17 protein-coding genes and 1 pseudogene are annotated in these 19,937 nt (G+C 54.4%); 9 read left to right on the top strand and 9 right to left on the bottom strand.

Features of this window, described 5'->3' with window-relative positions:
- Nucleotides 1-12: 12 nt before the first annotated feature.
- The 5 genes from kynU (at nucleotide 13) to MKZ35_RS15850 (ending at nucleotide 4,948) form a co-directional block, all read left to right on the top strand.
- Complete coding sequence (kynU, locus tag MKZ35_RS15870; RefSeq protein WP_482514182.1) at nucleotides 13-1,299, top strand: kynureninase; 1,287 nt, start codon at nucleotides 13-15, stop codon at nucleotides 1,297-1,299.
- Nucleotides 1,300-1,377: 78 nt separating this feature from the next.
- Nucleotides 1,378-2,037, top strand: coding sequence for a hypothetical protein (locus MKZ35_RS15865; protein ID WP_482514181.1), 660 nt, complete (start codon nucleotides 1,378-1,380; stop codon nucleotides 2,035-2,037).
- A gap of 43 nt (nucleotides 2,038-2,080) precedes the next feature.
- Nucleotides 2,081-2,671 carry an alpha-ketoglutarate-dependent dioxygenase AlkB family protein gene (locus MKZ35_RS15860; protein ID WP_482514180.1) on the top strand — a complete coding sequence of 197 codons (591 nt, stop codon included), beginning with the start codon at nucleotides 2,081-2,083 and terminating at the stop codon, nucleotides 2,669-2,671.
- Nucleotides 2,672-2,815: 144 nt separating this feature from the next.
- Complete coding sequence (locus tag MKZ35_RS15855) at nucleotides 2,816-4,222, top strand: FAD-dependent oxidoreductase (protein ID WP_482514179.1); 1,407 nt, start codon at nucleotides 2,816-2,818, stop codon at nucleotides 4,220-4,222.
- 333 nt (nucleotides 4,223-4,555) lie between these two features.
- On the top strand, nucleotides 4,556-4,948 hold the full coding sequence (locus MKZ35_RS15850; RefSeq protein WP_482514771.1) for a LytR/AlgR family response regulator transcription factor: 393 nt from the start codon (nucleotides 4,556-4,558) through the stop codon (nucleotides 4,946-4,948).
- Nucleotides 4,949-5,035: 87 nt separating this feature from the next.
- Here the strand turns inward: MKZ35_RS15850 and MKZ35_RS15845 are convergent, their stop codons facing one another.
- From MKZ35_RS15845 to rpoN, 5 genes are all read right to left on the bottom strand, one after another.
- A complete protein-coding gene (locus MKZ35_RS15845) occupies nucleotides 5,036-6,187 on the bottom strand; it encodes a response regulator (RefSeq protein WP_482514770.1) in 1,152 nt (383 codons plus the stop codon).
- Nucleotides 6,184-8,544, bottom strand: a complete 2,361-nt coding sequence (locus MKZ35_RS15840; RefSeq protein WP_482514178.1) for a PAS domain-containing protein — start codon at nucleotides 8,542-8,544, stop codon at nucleotides 6,184-6,186. Before MKZ35_RS15840 ends, MKZ35_RS15845 begins: the two co-directional genes overlap by 4 nt.
- Nucleotides 8,545-8,632: 88 nt before the next feature.
- Nucleotides 8,633-9,247 carry a hypothetical protein gene (locus tag MKZ35_RS15835; protein WP_482514177.1) on the bottom strand — a complete coding sequence of 205 codons (615 nt, stop codon included), beginning with the start codon at nucleotides 9,245-9,247 and terminating at the stop codon, nucleotides 8,633-8,635.
- 74 nt (nucleotides 9,248-9,321) lie between these two features.
- Nucleotides 9,322-9,810 carry a copper resistance protein NlpE gene (locus MKZ35_RS15830; RefSeq protein WP_482514176.1) on the bottom strand — a complete coding sequence of 163 codons (489 nt, stop codon included), beginning with the start codon at nucleotides 9,808-9,810 and terminating at the stop codon, nucleotides 9,322-9,324.
- 47 nt (nucleotides 9,811-9,857) lie between these two features.
- Nucleotides 9,858-11,423: an RNA polymerase factor sigma-54 gene (rpoN, locus tag MKZ35_RS15825; RefSeq protein ID WP_482514175.1), complete on the bottom strand. Its 1,566-nt coding sequence runs from the start codon at nucleotides 11,421-11,423 to the stop codon at nucleotides 9,858-9,860.
- A 192-nt stretch (nucleotides 11,424-11,615) separates the two neighbouring features.
- On the opposite strand from rpoN, the pseudogene asnS reads away from it, so the two are divergent.
- Nucleotides 11,616-13,024 (top strand): annotated as a pseudogene (asnS, locus tag MKZ35_RS15820) (asparagine--tRNA ligase).
- A 205-nt stretch (nucleotides 13,025-13,229) separates the two neighbouring features.
- Here asnS and MKZ35_RS15815 read toward each other — a convergent pair.
- Entirely contained in the window at nucleotides 13,230-14,258 is a 1,029-nt protein-coding gene (locus MKZ35_RS15815; protein WP_482514174.1) for a hypothetical protein, read from the bottom strand.
- A 337-nt stretch (nucleotides 14,259-14,595) separates the two neighbouring features.
- On the opposite strand from MKZ35_RS15815, the gene MKZ35_RS15810 reads away from it, so the two are divergent.
- The 3 genes from MKZ35_RS15810 to MKZ35_RS15800 are packed head-to-tail and all read left to right on the top strand — an operon-like array spanning nucleotide 14,596 to nucleotide 17,814.
- On the top strand, nucleotides 14,596-15,690 hold the full coding sequence (locus MKZ35_RS15810) for an HlyD family secretion protein (protein WP_482514173.1): 1,095 nt from the start codon (nucleotides 14,596-14,598) through the stop codon (nucleotides 15,688-15,690).
- Between the two features lie 36 nt (nucleotides 15,691-15,726).
- Nucleotides 15,727-16,395: a DUF4956 domain-containing protein gene (locus tag MKZ35_RS15805; protein WP_482514172.1), complete on the top strand. Its 669-nt coding sequence runs from the start codon at nucleotides 15,727-15,729 to the stop codon at nucleotides 16,393-16,395.
- Nucleotides 16,396-16,419: 24 nt separating this feature from the next.
- A complete protein-coding gene (locus tag MKZ35_RS15800) occupies nucleotides 16,420-17,814 on the top strand; it encodes a TolC family protein (protein ID WP_482514171.1) in 1,395 nt (464 codons plus the stop codon).
- Between the two features lie 95 nt (nucleotides 17,815-17,909).
- Here MKZ35_RS15800 and MKZ35_RS15795 read toward each other — a convergent pair whose 3' ends face one another.
- From MKZ35_RS15795 to MKZ35_RS15785, 3 genes are all read right to left on the bottom strand, one after another.
- Nucleotides 17,910-18,155 carry a hypothetical protein gene (locus MKZ35_RS15795; protein WP_482514170.1) on the bottom strand — a complete coding sequence of 82 codons (246 nt, stop codon included), beginning with the start codon at nucleotides 18,153-18,155 and terminating at the stop codon, nucleotides 17,910-17,912.
- 70 nt (nucleotides 18,156-18,225) lie between these two features.
- Entirely contained in the window at nucleotides 18,226-18,705 is a 480-nt protein-coding gene (locus MKZ35_RS15790) for a TolB-like translocation protein (protein WP_482514169.1), read from the bottom strand.
- Nucleotides 18,706-18,762: 57 nt separating this feature from the next.
- Nucleotides 18,763-19,935: an alginate O-acetyltransferase AlgX-related protein gene (locus MKZ35_RS15785; protein ID WP_482514168.1), complete on the bottom strand. Its 1,173-nt coding sequence runs from the start codon at nucleotides 19,933-19,935 to the stop codon at nucleotides 18,763-18,765.
- Between the last annotated feature and the right edge of the window lie 2 nt (nucleotides 19,936-19,937).

Genomic DNA, 19,937 nt, shown 5'->3' with positions numbered 1-19,937 from the left:
TCTTTGCTTCCGATGACCACTTTCCAAGCCACCCCCGAGTTCGCCGCCACCCTCGACGCCCAGGACTCGCTACGCCGCTTCCGCGAGCAGTTTCATATTCCGCCCGCTCCCGATGGGGGCCCCAGTATTTATTTCTGCGGCAATTCCCTGGGCTTGCAGCCGCGCACCGTGCGGGCCGCTATTGAGCAGGAGCTGGAATCGTGGGAACGGCAGGCCGTGGAAGGGCACTTTCGCGGGGTATCGCCCTGGATGCCTTACCACGAAACCCTGGCCGACTCTACGGCCCGACTGGTAGGAGCCAAGCCCTTGGAGGTCATTGTGATGAACAACCTGACTACCAACCTGCACCTGCTGCTGATTTCCTTTTACCGACCCACAGCTACGCGCTATAAGGTGCTGATGGAAGGAGGCGCTTTCCCCTCTGATCAATACGCGGTGGAGTCGCAGGTGAAGCTGCACGGCTACGCGCCCGATGAGGCCATTGTGGAGCTGCTGCCCCGGCCCGGCGAACGAACCCTGCGCACCGAGGATATTGAAGCTAAGATTCAGGAGATAGGCGATGAGCTGGCGCTGGTGCTGCTGGGGGGCATTAATTACTATACGGGCCAGGCCTTTGATATGCAGGCCATTACCCAAGCTGGGCACGCGGTGGGCGCTACGGTAGGCTTCGATTTGGCGCACGCGGCCGGCAATCTGGTCATGCGCCTGCACGACTGGGACGTAGACTTTGCCTGCTGGTGTTCTTACAAGTACCTAAACTCCGGCCCCGGCGGCGTGAGCGGCGCCTTTGTGCACGAGCGCTTCGCCAACCGGCCCGACCTGCCGCGCCTGGCGGGCTGGTGGGGCCACGATGCTTCCGAGCGCTTCCAGATGAAAAAAGGATTTAAGCCGATGGAGGGAGCAGCGGGTTGGCAATTGGCTAACGGACAGATTATCGCGCTGGCTATGCACCGCGCAGCCCTGGCTTTGGTCGACGAAGCGGGTGGTATTGCGGAGCTACGGCGCAAGAGTGAGCAGCTCACGGCTTATCTGGAGTTTGTTTTGCGCGGCCTGAATTTGCCCCCCAGTATCCTCGAAATTATTACGCCCTCCGAGCCACAGGCCCGCGGCTGCCAGCTTTCCCTGCTCGTGCACAAAGACGGCCGCGGCTTGTTCGACTACTTATCAGAGGCCGGAGTAATTGGCGATTGGCGCGAGCCCAACGTGATTCGGCTGGCGCCGGTGCCGCTGTACAACACCTTTGGGGAGGTGCAACGCGTGGGCGAACTACTGACTGCGTGGGCAGAAAGGGTGCGTTAGCTGTTCGTTTTGGAGTGAATTTACGTAGAGGAGTTTGTGGCTGTCCTTTTCTCAGCCCTCTCGTCCTTCATTACTAAGATGACCGAAGATTACGTGGCCAAAATGGGCCGCAAAACCCTCGCTGAACTTCAGCAGTATGTGAGCGGCCGCACCCAGTACCGCGAAGATGCCGTGCTGGCGGCGCTCGATGAGCTGGTCCGGCGCGGCACGCGTCACCCCGACGATGCCCACCTGCGCCCGGAGCTGGAGGCTGAAGTTCAAAAGCAGGCCGCTCAGGTAACTGAGCAGCAGCAGCGAGCCGTGGATGCCACCGCCGCCGAAGAAGCCGCGGAAACGGGACCAACCCTGTATTCACCCAGTACCATCACGCTATTCTCCGTAGTGTTCTCAATGTTGGCAGGCGGTGCTTTGTTAGCGCTAAATTTCCGCGCCCTCAAGCGGACCGGGGCTACGGTAAGGCTGGTATTATTTATAGTGGCCTACTTAATCGTCGGCGGCCTGATTTTAAATTGGGTCGTGCAACGCTATGGTCTAAACCCATGGTTTGGCGCCTTCTTCGATCTGCCGGCCATTGTGGTGTATATCTTTTGGTTTTGGCCCCGCTACGTAGGCGCTACGCCTTATCAGAGCCGTAGCTGGCTGTTGCCGTTTATCATTTGTGCAGCCATAAAAATTGGTCTGACCTTATGGGCGGCTAGTTTTCTGGCTAAGTTTCTCGGCAAGCTACCGGGGCAATAATTCGTTGCGAGGCATTGCTCTATCAACGTCATAGATAATCGCTGTGCTGCTTACCTTGCTGCCCCTACCCGACGCCGAAGTGCTGCTCAATCCGCGCTTTTTGCTCCCCAGCGCCGCCGCAGAGCTTTTTCAGGAGCTGCGCGATACTATTTCGTGGCGACACGAGCCCATCAAGCTGTTTGGGAAAGAGGTGATGCAGCCCCGCCTCACCGCCTGGCACGGCGACCCGGCCGCTCGTTACCGCTACTCCGGTCTAAGCCTGGAGCCGCAGCCCTGGACTCCGGCCTTGCAGCATCTGCGCCAACAGGTAAGCCACGCCACAGGGGCGGAGTTCAACAGCGTATTGCTCAACCTTTACCGCACGGGCCAGGATAGCATGGGCTGGCACGCCGACAACGAGCCGGAGCTGGGCCCAAACCCTGTTATTGCCTCCATAAGTCTGGGGGCTACCCGCCGTTTTCGGTTGCGGCCTGGCGCTGGCACACCTCCGTATGCTCCTGTTGGGTTGGATTTGCCCCCCGGCAGCTTGCTAGTCATGCGCGGACCCACGCAGCAGCGCTGGCAACACGCTCTGCCCAAAACGGCCCGCCCGGTGGATGCGCGTTTGAATCTGACTTTTCGGCGTATTATTTAGGCCGAGTAATCAGCCACCCGGGAAAGCATAATTGCCCCCCAGCGGTTGTTCTGGCACATTCGTTTGTCTGCCGGGCCAAATAGGTCGTAAACGAGTACTTTTGCCGCCCGTCGCTTCACTTGCCGGCTTTCAGCTTCTTTGCTTATGGGTACGCCTTCTTCCGCCGCTATGGCTACTGCCACCGATTTATCGCCTTGCACCATTATGGGAGCAGGACTGGTAGGCTCATTGCTGGCACTGTTCCTGGCGCGGCGCGGCCACATAGTGGATGTGTACGAGCGGCGCGCTGATCCGCGCCTGAGTGGGGCCTTGGAGGGAAGGTCTATTAATCTGGCTTTGTCGGATAGAGGCTGGCGGGCGCTGGAGGGCGTGGGCATCAGCGAGCAGGTGCGGCAGGTGGCCATTCCGATGTACCGGCGCGTAATGCATGATCAGCAGGGCCGCCTCACGCATCAGCCTTACGGCCGCGAAAACCAGGCTATTTATTCCGTCTCGCGCGGTGGCCTGAACCGTACGCTGCTGGACCTGACCGAAGCCGATCCACGCATCCGTATGCACTTTAATGAGCATTGCCAGCACGTCGATTTGCGCGCGCGACGCCTGGAAATGCACAACACGCTCACCGATCAGGAGCAAACCCTGCCGTTTCGGCGCCTGTTTGGGGCCGATGGCGCTTACTCGGCCGTGCGCGGTGCCATGCAGAAAACAGACCGCTACGAGTTCTCGCAGAGTTACCTGGAGTATGGCTACAAGGAATTGACCATTGAAGCGGGGCCCAACGGCGAGTGGCAGCTGGAGAAAAATGCCCTTCATATCTGGCCGCGTGGTCAGTATATGATGATTGCCCTGCCTAACCTCGATGGCTCCTTTAATTGTACCTTATTTTTTCCCTACGAAGGACAGGAGTCTTTTACCTCCCTGGAAACACCTGCGCAGGTTCAGGATTTCTTTCAGGAAAAATTTCCTGACGCGGTGCCATTTATGCCAAATCTGGCCGAGGAGTTCATTCAAAACCCAACTGGCTCTCTGATTACGGTTCGGTGTTTTCCGTGGGTACACAAGGATGAAGTAGTGCTGATCGGTGACGCCTCGCACGCCATCGTGCCCTTCTACGGACAAGGTATGAACGCCGGCTTCGAGGATTGCAGCGTGCTGGATGCTTTGCTCAATCAGTATGGCGAGGACTGGCAAATGGTATTCAGCGAGTTTCAGCGCCAGCGCAAGCCCAACGCCGACGCTATGGCTGATTTGGCCATCTATAACTTCGAGGAGATGCGCGACCGGGTAGCCGACCCGCGCTTTCTGCTCCAAAAGAAAATAGAAAGCAAGATTTCGGCTCAGTATCCCGATCAGTGGCTGCCGCTCTATGCTCAGGTCACATTTTCGGACACGCCTTATGCGGATGCCTGGGCCAACGGGCAGCGGCAGGAAAGCATTATGCAGCGCCTCATGCCGCATATCCACACCGAAGCCGATTATGATTTGCCCGTCGTGCAGGAAATGGTACGACAAGAAATGGAAAAGATTGATGCGCTTTCCAGCTTAGCCTGACGCCCATTTGTAAAAAAGCCCCCCAAAGTCAATACAGCTCCCTAATAGCAAAGCCGCCTGCTTCCTCCAGAAGCTGAAAACCCGCTTTAGTGCTAATCAAGGTACATTTCGTGAAAAAGCGCACTAATTGTTTGAGAATTGTAGGGCTTCGCCTGATTTACTGATACTTTCCAATCAATTTGCTGCTTGGTTGGATTATATCCACTGAAAAGCGACGAGTCCGATATTCTGGCCGATAATTTGGTTGACTTAACGACTACCTGTCAGCACCTTCCTCCCCTTCTACTGTCCTGTTTGTTTTGTTATGTTGCTTGAAGACATTGCTCCCCCCGCATTCTAACCTGCACCATCATTGATGACGACGAGGTTAATCGGTTAACGCTGCAACATTGCATTAGTCTTACTAAGTCTCTGCACTTGGTTGCTTCCCTAAAAGGCGGCGTAGAAGGCCTGAACTTCTTCAGCTTAGGGCGCCGCGTTGATGTGCTGTTCCTGGATGTGGAAATGCCTGATCTTAATGGTATTGAGATGATGCGCCTGCTGCCTGAGCCGCCGGAAGTAGTTTTCACAACCGCCTACGAGAGCTTCGGTATGGAGGCCTACCAGTTGAACATTGCAGATTACTTGGTCAAGCCCTTTTCCTACGAGCGCTTCCAGCAAGCCGTGCAGCGGGTAGCTGAGCGCCTGCATCCTGTCATACCAGCCGGGTTAGATGTGCGCTATTAGCATCTGCGTCGTTGGCTGAACGAAACCAGCCCGGAGCCGACCCCATTCTAGTGGGTCGGCTCCGGGCTGGTTTCGTTCAGCCGGTTTTTACGAGAGCTTCTGCCGGCGTTTGGCCAGCGCACGGAGCAGTTGCGGTAGTAGCCGAATGAGCTGTTCAGTTGCCTTCTCTCTCTCTTCCGGCATTACGTTGGAGCTTTCCAGGGTCCGGATTGGCGCCAGCAGCTCGTGCGCATGTAATACTTTAAGCGACGGCTTGATCTTGTGAACCAGGGCGGCAACCTGAGCCCAATCTGAAGCGGCGGCGGCGGCGGTGAGCTGAGCTACAACCGGTGGCGTATTTCCCAAAAACGAGTCGAGAATACTTCGCACAAAGTTCATCTGCCCGTGCGCCATCTGATACAGCTCACTTAAATCGAACAGGGGGCGAGCAGCCTGCTTATATGCCTGGTGCAGCGCGCTCATCTTTTCCAGAAGCTCCGCCTCCTCGAAAGGCTTGGTCAGGCAGTCATCCATGCCAGCGGCCAAATACTGTTCATTGGCCTTATGAAAAGCATTGGCTGTAAGAGCAATAATGGGGGTGCGTGCCCGGATAGCGTCAGCGTGCTGGCGAATTTGGGCAGTAACTTCCAGCCCACTCATGCCGGGCATCTGAATGTCCATCAGAATCAAGTCGTAGCGCTGCTCCTCAAACAGGCGGAGGGCAGCAGAGCCATTAGGAGCCGCATCTACCACTACTCCAGCGTTGCTTAATACCAGCTGAGCTACCTGGCGGTTAACGTCGTTATCTTCCACCAATAGCACGCGCATACCCTGCACCGCCGCCACGACATATTCGAGTGCCGCAGCGTCTTTGCCAGTGATGATAGTGCCCTGGGGGGCTTTTTCGAAGGTGAGTGTAAAGCTAAACGTGCTGCCGCGCCCGGGTTCACTGCACATCAGCAAGTGCCCGCCTAGCTGCTGCACCAAGCTGCTGCTAATAGTAAGACCCAGGCCCGTGCCCCCGAATCGGCGCGTCGTATCGGCGTAGGCCTGCGAGAAGCTGGCGAATATCGCCTCCTGTTTGTGGAGGGGTACGCCCAGTCCCGTGTCGCTCACCCGAAAACTGATCGTAACCGCCCTGGCCGTCTGATGGAGTAGCTGGCAAGCCAGCGTAACGCTGCCCCGATCCGTAAACTTGATGCTGTTGCTGAGCAGGTTAAGTAGTACTTGCTTGAGACGGTAAGGGTCGCTGAGTACTATAGGGTCGGTGAGGGGAGGGGTGTCACCTCGAAGCTAATACCCTTTTCCACCGCCTGAAAGGCAACGGTTTGGCCCGCTGTTTTCAGGGCTTGGCATAAGTCGAACGGGGTGCGCTCCAGCTCCAGATGCCCGGAGGTAATCTTAGCTACATCCAGCACATCATTCAGCACCCCCAGCAGGTGCTGCCCAGAGTTGCGAATAATGTCGAGGTACTCACGCTGCTGAGTGTTCAGGTCGGTGCGGGCCAGCAAACCAGCCATACCCAGCACCCCGTTCATGGGCGTGCGAATCTCATGGCTCATATTAGCCAGGAAGTTCTCCTGCGAGCGGGCCGCCGATTCGGCTATCAGCTTCGCCCGTCGTAGCTCATCCTCGGCCAGTATGCGCTCGGTTATGTCCTGCGCGTAGGCAATAACATAAGGTTGCTCGCTCGCCTCGGCTACTAAACAATTGTGATACAGTAAATAGCGCGAGTTGGCGCTGCCCAATGGCTTTACGCTCACAATACCCGATACCTCCCGCTGCTGGCGAAATGCGGCCAGATACGCTTCCAGTTCATTATCCTTTTCCACCACTAAGCCTTCCATTAGGGTTCTTCCTACCATGTTATTGACGGAGATACCCATAAGGCTTGCCAGGGCCGGATTGGCAGAGAGAATAGCGCCGTGCAGGTCATGGGTGCAAATCAGGGCCTGCGTGTACTGCATCAGGTCGCGGTACTGCTTGGCCTTGCGCTCCAGGATATGGCTAATGCGCTTTAAATCAGTAATATCGGTGCTGACGGTGAGTACCTGTACGGTGCCCTCGGGGCGAACCAACGGCCGCTTTACTACCTGATAATGACGGACCTCGCCGCTGGCCAGCGTGAAGGGCATCTCGGCTGACTGCTCCCGCCGACTAGCCAATACCTGTCGGTTGAGGATAGTAAATTGCTGCACCTCTGACAATTCGGGGGCATTTTCTGCATTCGCCTGCACCCGTGTATGATTGCTACGGCTGGCAAGGTCGTCGAAGGCCGTATTAGAAAACATAATTTCCCCCTCCTCATCATTCACATAGAGCAGATTAGGAATCGTATCTACTATCTGACGAATGAACTCCTGCTGCTCGCGCACCACTAGCTCACTGCGGCGGTGCAGTTCCTCGGCCTGATGACGCTCCGTGATATCGAGGCCGTAAGCCAGCATTAGATGCAGGGTGCCATCGGCGTGAAAAACGGGCTGAAAGCGCCGCAAGAGGTAGCGCGACCCGTCAGGACTTGCGGTTGTGTCTTCCCAATATACCTGATTCCGCTCGCGTACGGCCTGCTCGAACATTGCCCGGCGCTGTTGAGCCAGTTCTCTGGGACGCTGGCGAAAAGCACAGTACTCAAAGTCATCTTTGCCTAGTATCCATTCCCGTATCTCCGGATTCTTAATGCCCATCGGATTCACAAACAAGTATCGGTGGTGGGCATCGAACACGGCTATGTCGGCGGGCAGCTGATTGAGAACTGTTTCGTAGAACTCACGCTGTTGGGCTAGCTTCTGCTCAGCCTCCCGCCGTGCCGTAATATTGGTCAGGTATAAGCTAGCATAGCTCTCGCCGGGTACGGGGGCTACGATAAGCAGATAGTGCTCGTTGGCTACGCTTATCTCGCGCTGGTGATGAGCAGTCGTGCGGAGCGCCATCGTTACCAGGGCCACCAGCTGAGTACGCAACTCATTGGGTCCATCCTGCTTATAGATTTGCGCAAGCTGGTATGCCGCCGGGTTGGCGTACAACAGCTCACCGCCGGGCGTAAGGCGCAAAATAGGATTCGGGCTTTGCTGAGCCAACAGAGAAATGGTATTTGCGCGGGCGGTGCGGCGGTAGCGAATGGTAATGTCGCGGTAGCAAACCAGCCGGCCGGCCATCACGTCGTCGAGTACGATGTAGTCGCGCTCCAGCACCCGGCCGTCAGCCAGCAGTACTTCCTCACCCATCACCGTACGGCCAGCGTCTCTTAACTCTCTGGCCCGTGCCAGATGGGCGGCAGGATCAGGGTAATTATGCTGACTATGGACTGCCACCTCTAAGCCTGTAATACCAGACAGGCTTTCCGGCTCGTCGGCAATACCAAAAAGCTTGCAATAGGGGCGGTTGACCAAGAGCACGCGGCCATCGTTGTCCACGAGCATGATGCCCATTTGCAGGTTCTGGGCTAACGCAGTCAGCCGCGACTGATGCCGCTGCGCATTGGCCTGGGCTACCTCAAGCTCATGCCGCAGGGCGGCGAGCTCCTGTTCGGCTTCCTCCCGCCGGCGTCGCTCCTGCTGCAATTGAGTGAGCAAAGCTTCTATAGAGTTAGGGGCAGCCGATAAAGTGGAAAGGGACATGCGTGGCGAATACGACGGTTGGGTGGTCGGTAAAGATACACCAGCCCAGGCAGCGACCAAGCGCAACCATTAGCACTAAAGCAAGGACTTACAGGAAAGCAACTCCTAGCACCAAGCCCATCACCACGCTGATTCCCAGACCCAATCCGGCCCAGGCTTGGGCCGGCGTATGCGCAGCAAGGACCAGGCGGGCACTGAGGACGATAAGGGCAAGGAGCGCACTTGCCAGCAGCCACCAAAAGCCGGCCCAGCCCGCCACATTTGTAAGGTGCAGCAGTAAAAACAGCCCAAAAGAGCCCCCCACCCCCACGCCGTGGGCACTGATTTTCCAGCGCAGCGTGATAAAGAGCGTCAGCAGCACGGCCACGGTCATGCCGAGCATCATGCGGCTCAGCAGGGGAGAAAAGGGCGGCTGGTGCAGGAGGAGGGCAGCGGCCGCAAAGCTGATAGCAGCCAGCAGCAATGGTAGTGGCCGCTGGGCCCGCTCGCGCAGAAGCAGCGAATCGAGGCGGCCAAACCAGTATAAAGCGCCCGTACCTAAGGCGGGAAGTAAAAAAGTGAAGCCAAACACGACGGCCAGCACTATCCAACGGTCGGGCAAGGCAGGCTGCGCTACCGCGCCGGGCAGCTGATAGCAGACCACGTAAAACAGATAGGATGGCACCAGCAACGGATGAAACGCCAGCGAAAGGGCGGTTGCCAATGATTTATTCAACAGAGTAGAAAGTAGGATTGCGGGCCCTAAGCTACAGTGGCTTTGGCTTCTAATTCAAAAGACTAGAAGTTGCCTACCTGCGCCAGAACGTAGCGCCCGGCCAAATCGCCGGTTATTTCCTGCCCATCCAGATCAAGCTGTTGCAGGGCGCGGGGACGCATGCGGTAGTCAGTGGGGCCAGCGGCGGAGCGCCGCGTGAGCCGTACCAGATTGGCCGATACCTGCGCCCAACGGCCGGAGCTCACCTGATCGTTGTTGCCTTCCTTGGGCTGATCTAAGTAGGTCCGGCGCTCCATGTAGGTGCTGTCGGGATAGAGGTAAAGTACGGTTTCGATGCCGGCGCAGTCGGCGCAGGGCAGCAATCCCTGATAAATGCCCCCCAGACCTTCGGTAGCCACCGCTATGGAGGGAGCGCCCGTGCCGGGCGCCGCGGATCGGCCAACTATACCATCAGCCGGGAGCGATGCATCGGTGGAATCCATCGTTGAGCTGGTTGGCCGGTCGCAGGCGACAGCAAGTAAAAGCAGGCAGGGAAGCAGCAGAAGTCGCATAAGCTGAGTAGGTTAAGCGTGAAAAAAGCCCCCCAGCCGCCCCAAATCTACAACTCCTTGCGAAGTCGGGCTACCGGAATATTGAGCTGCTCGCGGTACTTGGCCACCGTGCGCCGGGCAATGTTGTAGCCGCGGGCGTTGAGCATCTTCTCCAGCTTATCATCGGAAAGCGGCTTGCCTTTGCTTTCTCCCTCGATGATTTCCTTCAGAATATGCTTCACCTCCCGCGAGCTGGCGTCCTCACCCGAATCGGTGGCAATACCTTCGGAGAAAAAGTACTTCAACGGATAGATGCCGAACTCGGTTTGCACCGACTTGCTATTTGCCACCCGACTCACGGTGGAGATGTCCATGCTGATTTCCTGGGCTATGTCCTTCAGAATCATGGGCCGCAGCTTGCTTTCGTCACCTTCCAGGAAGAACTCGCGCTGGTAGCGCACAATGGCATCCATCGTGCGCAACAGGGTCTGCTGGCGCTGCCGAATAGCATCGATAAACCAGCGGGCCGCGTCGAGCTTCTGCTTCACAAACGTAACGGCTTCCTTCATCTTCCGGTCCTTCTTCGACGCCTTATCATAGGCCTGAAACATCTCGGTATAAGCCGGCGCCACCCGCAAATCGGGAGCATTGCGCGAGTTTAGCGTCAGGTTGAACTGGCCGTTATCGTTGCTGAGAATAAAGTCAGGAATGATGTACTGAACCTTGCCCAGGCCCGTCGGACCACTGCCGCCGGGCTTGGGGTTGAGCCTCAGAATCAGAGCAATAGCCTCCTTCAACTCATCATCTTCCAGGTCGAGCCGCTGCTGAATGCGCGGGTAGTGCTTCTTGGTAAACTCGTCGTAGCACTCGCTCAGAATGCGCTCAGCGGCCTCCACCGTGTCATCTACGGGGCGGCGCTCCAGCTGAAGCAGCAGGCACTCACGTAGGTCGCGCGCCCCGATACCAGCCGGGTCGAAGGCCTGAATAATGTGCAGCACCCGCTCAATGTCGGCCGGTGTAGCCTCGATATTTTGAGCAAATGCCAGGTCGTTGGCAATAGCCGACAGGTCACGCCGGATGTAGCCGTCGCCGTCGATAGAGCCCAGCAGCTGGCGACCAATGGCGAGCTGCTTGTCACTCAGATCAGCAAAGCCTAATTGGTCAAAAAGGGAGTCGATGAGCGTAGAGCCCGTGTCGGCCAGAGGCATTTCGCGGTCGTCCTCGGCCTCGCCGGGGCCGTCGCCCTGCATTTTGTAGCCCGCAATCTCATCGTCGTTGAGATAGTCGCTCAGGTCCAGATCCTGGTTGTCCGGCGCTTCGGCGATGTCGTCTTTGGGCAGCTCCACTTCGGGCTGCTCCTCCGAGCGCTCGTCGAAATCTTCGTCGAGGGTGTTATCGTCGTTGTCGAACTCGGAGTCCGGATCGTCAAAATCCTCGTCGCTGTCGCTGTCGTCATCGTCGTGTTCCTGCTCCTCTTCATTCTCATCGCCTTCTTCCAGCGCCGGGTTTACTTCCAACTCTTCCTTAATGCGCGTCTCTAATTCCGCCGTCGGAATTTGCAGCAGCTTAATGAATTGGATCTGTTGGGGAGACAGCTTCTGCGAAAGAAGCTGCTTCATATCAAGTCGTTGCATACAAAGAAATCGCAATAAGCCCCCGCGACGGTTAAATGGGGCACTACTTCAAATGTAGCGTATTCTCTACTTGGGTTGAAGTAAAAAAGTTGAGCCCGTCAGAAAGGGCTAAAGAACAGCGCGAATTTCTGCGCTACCGAAAACCTCTACCTTTGCCCCCCATAGATTATAAACCACAGAAATCCGAGTCCGATGTCCGTCAGAAGGTCGAGCATACAACAGCTGCTTCAAAGCCAGGAGCTGGAGCGCGAGGTAACAGTAAAAGGGTGGGTGCGCACCCGCCGGGGCAATAAGTATGTGCAGTTTATCGCCCTGAACGACGGCTCCACCATCCACAATATTCAGGTAGTAGCCGACGCGGAGAAGTTTCCGGAAGAGACGTTGAAAGACGTCGCTACGGGCGCCTGCATATCGGTGCGGGGCCAGCTGGTAGCTTCTCAGGGCAAAGGCCAGGCGGTAGAAATACAAGCCGCTGAGATAGAAGTGCTCGGTACGGCGCACCCAGAAGAATATCCTTTGCAGAAGCGTGGCAACGACCAAAAAGGTATTTCCCTGGAAGCTTTGCGCGAAATAGCTCACCTGCGGCCGCGCACCAACACCTTCGGGGCGGTGCTGCGCGTGCGTCACGCCCTGGCGTTTGCCGTGCACCAGTACTTCAACGACCACGGCTTTTACTACGTGCATACGCCCATCATTACGGGCTCCGATGCCGAGGGCGCCGGCCAAATGTTTCGGGTCACAACTTTGCCCCCGAGCACCCGCCCCGTACCGCCGACGGCTCCGTGGACTATAAAGAAGACTTCTTCGGTAAGCAAACGAACCTTACCGTATCGGGCCAGCTGGAGGCGGAAGTAGCGGCTATGGCGCTAGGCAAAGTGTACACTTTCGGGCCTACTTTCCGGGCCGAGAACTCCAACACGGCCCGTCACCTGGCGGAGTTCTGGATGATTGAGCCCGAAGTGGCGTTTAACGACCTGCAGGACAACATGGACCTGGCCGAAGATTTCCTCAAAAGCCTCGTGCGCCAGGCCTTGGAGAAATGTGCCGACGACCTGCAGTTCCTCAACGACCAGTACGATAAAGAACTGCTCAATCGGCTGCGCTTCGTAATAGAGAATGACTTCCAGCGCCTCACGTATACAGAGGCCGTAGAGATTCTGAAAGTAGCCAAGCAGAAGTTCGAGTTTCCCGTGGACTGGGGCACCGACCTGCAAAGTGAGCACGAGCGCTACCTAGTAGAGAAGCATTTTAAGAAGCCTGTTATCCTGACCGATTACCCCAAGGATATAAAGGCTTTTTACATGAAGCTCAACGACGACGAGCGCACCGTGCGCGCCATGGACGTGCTGTTTCCGGGAATCGGCGAAATCATTGGGGGCTCCCAGCGCGAAGAAAACCTGGAAAAGCTGCGCACCCGCATGGAGCAGATGCACGTGGAAGAACACGAGCTATGGTGGTATCTGGAGCTGCGCAAGTTCGGAACTGCCCCCCACGCCGGTTTCGGCCTGGGCTTCGAGCGGCTGGTGCTTTTCGTGACGGGAATGGCTAATATTCGGGACGTGATTCCGTTCCCACGCTTCCCAAAGAACGCAGAATTCTAGAGTTGATAAGCTGCGCTGATCTGTAGTAATCAGGCTGATAACAAGTACCACAAACGGCCGCTTCTGCAGGAGCGGCCGTTTGTGGTACTTGTACTATATAGAACTTTTAGCCTAAGCCTAGTCGAATCGGAGTCGGCATAGATAAAGTGGCAGGAAGGTGAAACAGCTATGGCGGATTCTTTTGTTTACCGCATATTACCTGCTTTTACACGCGCGCTAATTGCTTTTTTGCGCGTTTTCGCAAAGCACGATAATAGCTAAGTACATAATACTTAGCCCTCATTGCTATCGGCAAGTGCGGAATGCCCAGCGTATTTTGAGCAAGCAGCCTATACTGCTCGTCACTAAGAGAAAATCCGAAGTCCTGACGTTTATTAATCAAGATTTCGTATAAGTCAGCTAATCCAAACTGCTTTTCTGACGGCAGATGCCATACAGCCACGTTTGTGTCGGTTTTTTCAACATTCCTAAAGAAAACCGGGTTTGTCCAGATTCTCTTTAAAAGCGTTTTTTTAGCAGAAGACGTAAATCCGTTTTTATAATACAGGTAGCTCAGTGTCTGCGCTTCTTCATTAAATTTTGGCAGACCAAGGCTGTTTCGACGTAGTAATTCTGGCCAAAGCTCAAGGAATCCTGAAAACACCAGGTTGATATTCTTAACGCTGGCTAGAAAAAACTCGCCTAAATGGTAGCCTGGAATATCATTGATTCTTCTATTCAAAAGTTCTCCATATAACTTCTTCATATCCAGTTTGCTGAGGCCGTTAATTACTTCCTCCGGAGGGCACTCATATTCAAAGGATAGAAAGCCCTTGCTATTACCAGCTTCAACGAATAATTCGTCGGTGGCCCTAAGAAAGATACAGTCTGAGTCTAATACCAGATAATTATCATTGTCATTCTTGTTATTGTTGGCTATGTATTCAAGAATTGAAAATTCGTAAAACTGATTTTGAAATGTTTCGAAATACCCTTTAGGTGTTTTGTATTTAAAATCAGTAAAAACTACGTCAACTTGTAATTCAGTAAGCAAATCGCTTACGTTTTTGCCATCTACCTCAGGAAGGTGTTTTACATTAGTAAAAAGGATGTGCTTCTCGTTTTTATTAAAACGTCTGCTGGTTGCAAAAAATAAAGTAAGGCAACGCCAATATATGTTTTGATGACTCTGGCTGGATGATTTCTGTCCTGTTTGCGGAAAGATACTTTCTTCCCCTTTTTTATCAGCACACAACCAAGTGCATATAAAATTCATAGTAAGTGATTTTAGTTTGATACTACGGAGTAATACAGCAGCTCTACGGGCTGAGTATAGTGCAAGATACGTAGAGAGGTATATTATTAGTTTAAGTCGTACTCAAAAGCATAGAGCATATCCAGCTCTGCTGTCTGTGGAGTAGCCTGATACAAAGAGCAAGGTTATTATTTTACCCTATTTATCCACAATCTAAGCTAAAGCACTGATCGGGTTTTTGGCGTAGTTGTTGGTCTATTTTATTCAAGAAGTAATATATAATAATTTCAAGAAAATACTTATTGGTGCTGACGCTTAATCGTACGGCCGCTTTCTTATGGTTAAAGCATTCTTAACAAGAAACTTACTCCTGGCGGCGACCCCATTAGTTGTCCTAACCACGGCCATTGAGCTAACGCCTGCTGCCCTTCCCTACACCATTCAAACTACCAGCTTAGTGATGCCGGTGAGCGAATGGACGTTGAGCCGGGCGCAGAATGGCAATCTTATTTCTACGCTGAAAGACAACCGGACGGGGCGGTTGAGCGCTTTTTCGGCCTCCGTATTCCAACGGGGCTACCAAGCGAATTTTCAGCTTAATCCGAAGCTATTTCATCTGCCCCAGCTAAGCAAAGGGGACACTGTAGCCAGCATGTACTCCAACCAAGATCATGAACGGTTGGTGGAATTGCAGGGAGAGTTGGCTGTGCAGCAGGCCGAGTTAGATCTTGTTAGCTCAGGGCAGAAGTCTGCGGACGTAGAGGGCGTGGCAAACCAGCTGGCCTTAGCTAAGCAGGAGCTATCTAGTCAGCAGGTAGTAACTGAGCGGGCCGGGGCCCTGCACCAGGATTCGCTAACGTCCCGGCAGGATTATGAGCTGGCGGTAAATATGTTGCGCGTGCGCGAATTGAATGTAAACATGATCGAGGCTGGTTTCAAATCGGCCACTACTGGGGGAAAGCCCGAGCAGATTCGCGTCATTCGCACCCGCATTAGGTCGTTGCAGCAACAGATTCATCACCTTCAGCAAGGCTTAAAAGACCTCACGCTGGTCTCGCCGGTTTCGGGGACCGTGCTTTTACAGAAGGCGGCAGCTAATCCGACGGAAGAGGTTTTGGTCTCCGTAGCTGATAACTCCGCTTACGTCGCGCTTCTGCCCATTAATTATCTGGAAAGAAACTATGTCCAGTTAGGGCAAAAAATAGAAGTAGCCATTACTGGCACCACGCAAACCGCAGTGGGTAAAATCATCGGTATCGATAACACGGTCCAGATCGTGGATGGCCGGCAGGCATTCTTCGTCACTGCCCTGATTGATGAAATAAATGCCCCCCTGGTTCCTGGTATGATTGTGCGAACCACTGTTTCGTGCCAACCTATTTCCTTAAGAAACCACGTAGCCCGCACGGCAGAAGCAATTTTTGTCTACTAAATACCGGCTGTTACCTCGGATTGAGCTTTTCATTTTATGCAGCAGGACGTTCAGACAGTTTTCGATTTCTCTATCACGGTTCGGGAAGTACTAGGCAATACGCTATGGGCCATGCTCTGTGGCCTACTAATTTCCTTCTTCTATGTACTGGCTTTCCGCAAAGGAAGCTACTCAGTCAATCTGATTAAGTCCATTGTAATGCTGACCATGATTACGGCTTTCGTGATGATGGTAGTAGGCGACAACCTGGCCCAAGCCTTTAGTATGGTGGGTATCTTATCCATCATCCGGTTCCGCACGGCCATGAAGGGCGCCCAGGATTTTATGTTTCTCTTCTTCGCCCTTGCTATTGGCCTGGCCTGTGGAGAGGGCTTGTATTCAGTGGCTTTGGTTGGGTGCCTGCTCATTGGCATAGTTACTACTGGTATGGCCTACGGTTTGGCTAACACCCGCCAAGAGGACTTTGTACTGACGGTTATTCGCAAGGCTACGCTGAGTAAAGAAAGCGATTACACCGCCATTCTGGAGTCTTTCTGTAAACGCTACAAAGTGGTGAGCACGCAGGCATCCACCTTGAAAAGTGGCTCGCTGACGCAGTTTTCTTACTCAGCTAACTTAAAAAATACGGGTAGCAATGGTGCCTTGGTCGAGGCTTTGCAAGCAGTAGAGGGAGTGAAGCAGGTGATACTTGCCTTGGAAGAATAGCCGATTTTAGCCCTACGCTTATTTATGCCTAACGTCTTGTTGCTGCTACTTGCTGGCTGGAAATTCTTACTTCGCCAGGGCCAATTACCTGTTCTCGCGTCTTCCAAAAAATACGGGGTTGGACTACTGCTTTGCTTGCTAGGTCATACGGCTCTGGGCCAAAAAACCTGGACGCTAGCCGAGTGCCTGGACTTTGCGCAAACCCATAACCTGCAGATTCAGCAGGCCGGCTTGCTCCAGGATAAGAGCATAGTGCAGCTTAACTCGGCCAAAAATGCCTTTTTGCCTACGGTAAATGCCCGGGTACGCACAACAGGTAACTGGGGCTTCCTGATTGATCCATCTACTAACGAGCTTTCGGACCAATTCAATTTTGGTAATCAGGCGGCCGTGAACTTCAATCTGAACGTCTTTAACTCCTTTGCTAGTTCTTACCAAGTAAAGCTGCGCGATCAACAAGTAGCAGCCGCTACGTACGCTTCTCAGGCAAACAAAAACAGTATTTCGCTAGAAGTACTTTATTCTTTTCTGCAGGTGCTACTCAGTCAGGAGCAATTGGCAAACTCCCGACAGCGGGGGGCTTTTTTGCGGGAGCAGCACCGAAATGTAAGGGCCCAGATGGATAGGGGAGTACTCAGCAAACGAGATGGACTGAGTTTGCAGGCGCAGATTGCGGAAGAAGACCTGATAGCTATTTATGCAGAAAACAGCGTCGAGAAGGCGCTTTTTACGTTACGGCAGGTAATGGGACTGCCACTGACAGATGAGCTGGCCATCCAGCCCGTCAATATTCCCGATACCTGGCTAACGACGGAGCGCACCAGTAAAGAAGTGCTGGCTACCTCAGTGCCAGTAATGCCCGATCTGAAGGCGGCAGAAGCCCAGATTCAAGCAGCGCAATATGCTGGACAGGTACTACGGGCTAGCTATAAACCGAGCCTGGCGGTTACGGGCCAACTGGGAACGCGCACGTCTAATTATAAGCCCGAGGGTTTTAACACGCAAGTACTCGACAATCTGAACCGCCGGGTAGGATTAGCCTTGAATGTTCCGCTTTTCAACCGCTTTCAGCTGCGCAGCACCGACCAACTGACCAAGCTGGAGGTAGCGTCGGCAAAGCTCAATTATCAGCAAGTAGACCAAGAGCTTAAAGGTAAAGTGCTGAGTGCCTGGCTGGACTATAGGGCTGCGGCCAAAAAATACCAAGCGCTTCAACTTCAGCAGGCCATTATCGGCGAAGAGCACCGCTATGCGACCAAGCTATTGGCGGCGGGAGGCATTGATGCTGTGCAGTATAGCATTACGCGCAGCCGACTAATAACCGCGCAATCTGAGCTGGTGCAGGCTAAGTATGAGTGTTTTTTCAAGCATCAGATGATAGCCTTCTACCAGGGGGAACCACTCGCGCTTACTTTTTAGGTCTATACCCTAACAAGTGAGTAAGCGCAGGGTCTCTCATATAGCTTTCGCGGCACGCTTGCAAAAGCTTAGATAGGCACCAGGATGAGCTGCAGTTAGCAATAATTCCGCAGTTCCTTGTCATCTACTGCTACCAGTGCGTCTAGCCTCAGTTTGAAGCCGTCTTGCAGGCGCAGGTACTCTACTTTATTCTTTATAAACAGGTCGCTGATAATGCCTTGGTAGGTGCTGGGGGGCGTATTGGGCTCCAAGCAGTAGGTGAGCGTGCAGGGCTGACTGGTAGTAGCGCGGGCTTCCAGCTCGTCGTAGAAGGAGCAGCTGATGGGTTGGTAGGTTTTCATAGGAGGTATAACGTAAGCGGCCCTGTTTGGTGATCAAACAGGGCCGCTTACTCAAGGTTGAGATTCCAACCTAATGTTTGCTTTTACCGTGGCCTTTACCACCATGACCTTTGCCGGGATGGCCGCCACTCTGCTGCACCACAATCACGTTGCCGGCCGGATACGCCGGACGCATCTTTTTGGCCTGGCCGGGGGGCATTCCGTGCGGATGACCCGCCTTGGGATATTTCACTTTATGCTCCCGAACCAGGACCCAGGGCTGAGCACCGATGTAGTTAATAACCACCGGGTGAAAGCTGTTGGGGTTATAATTTGAAATAGTGGTTACCCGTTTCCATTTGCCCTCACGCTGCACCACGTAGTGCTTATCGCGCAGGTCGTAGTAGCCGCCTACCTCAGGGATGTAATAATACTGCGTGCCGGCCGGGGCCGCCGGACCCCAGGAGGGCGAGTTGATATTAATATTAACCTGAGCTTGAGCGGGCTCAGCAACGCCGAGCAGGAACAAGGCAAATGCGCCGGTAAGCGCAAATTTAAATCGTGAAGACATAGAGAGAGGCTGTAGGGTGAAGGAATTGTCCTACTCTCGACAAGAACGAAGCCAAACCTAAGGGGTGCTCAGGGCCTGAAGGGCCTCAGCTGCAAAGCTATGATCAAGCTCAGCCAGATTGTGCTCCGTGAATAGCACCAAAAACACGTCGTGCGCGGCCAGCTGAGCGCGTCGGTCGAGGAGGGCAACTTGCGACTCACCCTGAATTTTGCCCCCCAGCTTACGCCACACCACTTCCTGGTTGTAGTACCAGAAGTGGGAATCCTGGGCGAATAGGGAATCGAGGTAGGGGTAAAATTCAATAAAGCTGTACACGAAACTGTCGCCGACTACCAGCAGGTGAGGTTGGCGCTGATGGGACTTGGGGGCTTGAAACACGATGTTAGGGTAAGCCAGCGGCCCGGCGCCCGGTGTCCAGATGAGGTTCAAGGCTTTGGCAATATCATTATCGGTGTAGCGCGGCGTGGTCGACACTTCCAGGCTGGCGGAGTGAAAGTCGGGTAAGTCGAATTGCCCACGCTGCTCCATGTAGCGGAAAAGCGTGTCGGCGGCCAGCGTGGCTCCGTAACCGCTCCAGTGAATACCAACGCGGGTGAAAAGCGGGTAGGAGGCAGTGTCTTTCCACTGCCGGAACAGGGCGCTGAAGTCCAGTAGGTTGATGCCGCTGTTGCGCATTTGCCGGGCGTAGGCCTCGTAGTTGGACGTGCGCACCCACTGGTTGCGGTACTTAGCCGGCAGGTATTCCGGAAAGAACGAGGCCTTGCTGGGCGCAATAACAAATAGCAGCAGTTTGCCGCGCCGCGCCAGCGTATCCTGCAAGGCCCGCAACTGGCTGACATTGGCCTGAACCACGTTTTCGCCCACAAAATCCTGCCCCAGATACGCTTGAATAGGCGATTCTTCAAACAGCATTCCGTCCTTGCCCAGCAGCACGTTCTGCACCTTGGCTTCGCCGAAAAGAGAGTAGGCTACTTGATTGCGCGGCCGGATAAACCAGTGGCGGAAACCAAGATGATCAGCCAGGTAGCGTTCCAGGGCGGATTGGTAGGTGTTGTCGCGCAGCCCAGCCCAGGTAAGCGCCGGCTTAGGAGCCAACTCCGCGTAGCCGCCCAACGAGCCCGCCCGAAAAATCTTAACGTTGAGCAGAGTTTGAATGGGGGGCAAAAACAGCAGCGCCAACGCACCTAGCAGGGCCAACCGTTTCAGTAAAGTAGGGCGGGGAGTAGGCACGC

It is taken from the genome of Hymenobacter sp. R533113, assembly GCF_056835965.1.
Note: the sequence above shows the minus strand (reverse complement) of the source record. Positions and strands in the feature narration are given on the sequence as shown.